We start from the raw sequence: 3,726 nt of genomic DNA on the forward strand, positions 1-3,726 counted from the left end.
GGCCGCGCCGGGTCCGGCCCCACCGGGCACCGACCACCGCGATCGTCCGCGCCGAGGTGAACATCCGCACCCGACCAACCGCGAGCAGCGGCGGCGTTCGACACATGGGTCCCTGCCCGGCCCGGCCGGCCACCACGGCGACCGCGTCCGGCTCACCCGGCACTCACCGCCGCGGTCAACCGCTCCGGGCCGAACGTCCAGCCCCCGACCAGCCACGAGCGACCGCGGCGGTCAGCGCGAAGACCACTACCCCGCCCGGCGGGCCACCGCCGCCGCGACCTCGGCGACCGTGTCGGGGCCGACCCGGCAGCAGCCGCCGATCAGTCGCGCCCCGGCGCCGCGCCACGCGGCCACCCGCGCCGGGGCGAACGTCGAGGTCCCCGTCCAGTGGCGGGCCCCCGCGTCCCAGGTCTCCCCGCTGTTCGGATACACGACCACCGGCTTGCCGGTCACCCGCGCGGCCAGCTCCACCGCCCGGTCCGCGTCGTCGGGGGCGCAGCAGTTGACGCCCACCGCGACGACCTCCTCGGCGTCGGCGGCCAGCCCGAACGCCTCCTCCAGGGGCTGGCCGGCGCGGGTCCGCTCCCCCTCGATGCTGTACGAGAGCCAGGCCGGCACCCCGAGCCCGCGCACCGCCCGCAACAGTGCCCGCGCCTCATCCGTGTCCGGCACCGTCTCCAGCGCGAACACGTCGGGCCGTGCCGCCGCGAGGACCTCCAGTCGCGGGCGGTGGAACCGTTCGAGGTCGCTCACGCTCAGCCCGTACCGGCCCCGGTACTCGGAGCCGTCGGCGAGCATCGCCCCGTACGGACCGGCCGACGCGGCCACCCACAGCGGCCGGTCCGCCCGCGCCTCGCGGGCCGCCGTGCGCGCCAACTCCACGCTGAGTCCGATGAGTTCGGCCGCTCGCGCGTGCCCGATGCCGCGGCGCGCGAACCCCTCGAACGTGGCCTGGTAGCTCGCGGTGATGGCGACGCTCGCGCCCGCCTCGTAGTACGCGCGGTGGGCCGCGACGATCGCCCCGGGCTCCTCGGCGAGCAGCCGCGCCGACCACAGCTCGTCGCTCAGGTCGTGCCCGGCGGCCTCCAGTTGGTTGGCGAGGCCTCCGTCCAGGACGACGACGCGGCCGTCGGCGAGGGCGCGGGGCAGGGTGGAGTCGCAGGTCATGCCTGCGACCCTACGACGCCCGGGGCCGCCTCGGACTCGCCCGTCATGCGCCCGCCCGGCGACCCGCTACGGTGCGCCCCCGGCGGTCACCTTCGCGGCGGCGGCCCCGTGCTCTCCCGCGGCTCCAGGTGCGGCAGCTCGGCCTGGAGGCTGCGGACCGGGCCGCCGTCGAGCCGGTCGAGCAGTTCCTGCGCGGCGAGCCGGCCGAAGCCGGAGGTGTCACGCACCAGGGCGGTGAGCGGCGGGTGCATGAGGCGGCACAGCGCGGAGTCGTCCCAGGCGACGAGGGAGAGGTCCCGGGGCACCTGGAGGCCGCGCTCGGCGGCGACGGAGGCGCCCGCGACGGCCATCACGTCGTTGTCGAACACGATGGCCGTCGGCGGCTGTTCCCCGTCCAGGATGCGCCGGGTCGCCTCGGCGCCCTCGGCGTCGGAGTAGTCCGTCGTCACCGAGCGGACGTCGGTGAGTCCGAGCCGCCCGGCCTCGGTGCGCAGGGAGCGGATGCGGCGCTCGGTGTGGGCGAGCCCGGGCAGGCCCGCGACGTGCACGATGCGCCGGTGGCCGAGGCCGTGCAGATGAGTCAGGACGGACGCCATCGCGGCGGTGTCGTCGGCCCAGACGGTCGACACGTGCGGGGCGTCGCTGCCGAGGGCAGGGGCGCCGATGGCGACCGTGGGCAGTCCGAGCCCGCCGAGGAGTTCGGGCCGCGGGTCGTCGGTGCGCGGGTCGACGACGAGCAGTCCGTCGACGCGGTTCTCGGCCCACCAGCGCCGGTACACGTCGCACTCCGCGTCGATGTCCTCGACGACCTGGAACAGCAGGGCCACCTTGCGGGCGGCGAGGACTTCCTGGACGCCGGAGACGAGTTGCAGGAAGAACGACTCGACGCCGAGCGTGTGCGCGGGCCGGGCGAGGACCAGGCCGACGCAGCCCGAGCGCTCCCCGGACAGGGCGCGGGCGGCGCTGTTGGGCTGCCAGCCCAGCTCGCGGGCGACCCGGTGGACGCGGTCGCGGGTGCCCTCCGAGACGCCGGGCCTGCCGTTCAGGGCGAAGGAGACGGCGCTCTCCGACACCCCGGCTCTGCGGGCGATGTCCTTGATCGTGGGCCGGCGTGCGGGCGTCGTCCGCGCGCCGTCGCCCGGTGGTGGCCGGAGTGTCATCGTGAGGTCCCCTCGTGAACTGCGTGCGGTGCCGGGCCGCCCCGGACGGTGACGGGGACGGCGGGCCCGTAGGCGAAGCGTCCTTGGCACACGGCCTTGATCACCATCCAGTAGACACCGGGCGGGGTGTCGGCCGGAGGCCGTACGCCGAACACGATCTCCGTCTCGCCCCGGGCCGGTACCCGCAGCGGGACGGCGCGCTCGACGATCATCCCCCGACTGCCGTACGGGGAGGAGACGAGGGCCTCGCCGTGCAGCGGGCTGTGCAGCGTGTTGCGCACCCTTGCGCGCACTTCGGCCGCGCCGCCGGGTGCCACGACCACGCGTGCGGTGACGAGGTCGACGGACAGTCCCGCGGGCGGTTCCCCGGAGCCGGGCACGGTCACCGTGAGACAGTCCTCGACCCCGCTCGCGGCGACCCGTACGAGGTGGTCGCCGGGCGCCGCGTCCTCGGGGACGTCGACGACGAGCGGCAGCCGGACGTGACCACCGTCAGCGAGCCGCACGGTGTCCGCGGTCCAGGAGGCGTGCCAGCCCTCGGGCGGCGTCACGGTCAGGGCGTGTGTCTGCGCGCCGGGTCCGGCCGGCACGTTGGAGGTGAGGACGGCCTCGGTGCGCAGCGGCGCGGAACCCGCGGTGAGCGCCGCCGGGGACACCGTCAGGGAGTGCGGTGCGCCGCCGAGCGGGGCGGTGCCGGTGTTGTGCAGCCAGTAGCGGCTGAACCCGGGCCGCACGTCCTCGGAGCGGTGCGCGAGGCCCGGCAGCGGGCCGGTGGCGAGCCGGACCGTGGTGTACGCGTTCGGGCGCAGCGTCAGCGGGTGCGGGTCGGCCCGTTCGACGTCCAGCAGGTCGGCGGCGGTGACGGCGTGCACGGGGACGGGTGTGGTGAGCGTGGCGCGTGCCGGGCGCCCGTGGGTCTCGCTCAGTCGCACCGACAAGGCCGGGCCCCCGGCGCCCGCAGCCCGCTGCACCGTCTCGACGAGGACCCGGTCCGCGGGTTCGACGGCGAGCAGGGCCCGGGTGCCGGGCGCCGTACCGGCGTGCGGGGCGGCGGTCACGGCGGTCGGCGGCTGGTTGAACTCCCGTCCCCTGCGCACGAGGTCGGCCGCGCGCCAGTCGCCTGGCGAGGCGACGAGGGCGTGCTCGAACACATGGGTCCAGTGCTGCAGTTGGAAGGAGGTGCCGTCGGGCGCGGTACGGCGCGGCGGGTCCATCCACTCGCCCGACGGGCGCCCGGTGCACGACCGCATGAGCGAACTGTGCAGCCGCCCCCGGGTGTCGACGGCGAACCCGGGGGTGCCGCGCACGAGCAGTGCGACGGTGCGGTCCTCGAAGGGCTCGAAGGGTGCGCGGGGCTCCGGGCCCGGCGCCGGGTCGAGCACGTCGACGCGTCCGTCGC

The 3,726-nt window shown here is 76.4% G+C and carries 3 protein-coding genes; all 3 read right to left on the reverse strand.

Annotated features, from left to right (window positions below; all coding sequences use genetic code 11):
- Positions 1-246: 246 nt before the first annotated feature.
- Entirely contained in the window at positions 247-1,167 is a 921-nt protein-coding gene (gene mmuM / locus G3I40_RS28980; RefSeq protein ID WP_164305470.1) for a homocysteine S-methyltransferase, read from the reverse strand.
- A gap of 86 nt (positions 1,168-1,253) precedes the next feature.
- The gene (locus G3I40_RS28985) at positions 1,254-2,327 is read right to left on the reverse strand and encodes a LacI family DNA-binding transcriptional regulator (protein ID WP_164305472.1); all 1,074 of its coding nucleotides are present in this window, start codon (positions 2,325-2,327) and stop codon (positions 1,254-1,256) included.
- Positions 2,324-3,726: NEW3 domain-containing protein (locus tag G3I40_RS28990; protein ID WP_239091999.1), on the reverse strand; the 1,403-nt coding region annotated here is incomplete at its 5' end. The genes G3I40_RS28990 and G3I40_RS28985, both read right to left, overlap by 4 nt.

This window comes from Streptomyces sp. SID14478, from assembly GCF_010548525.1.
Lineage (GTDB): Bacteria > Actinomycetota > Actinomycetes > Streptomycetales > Streptomycetaceae > Streptomyces.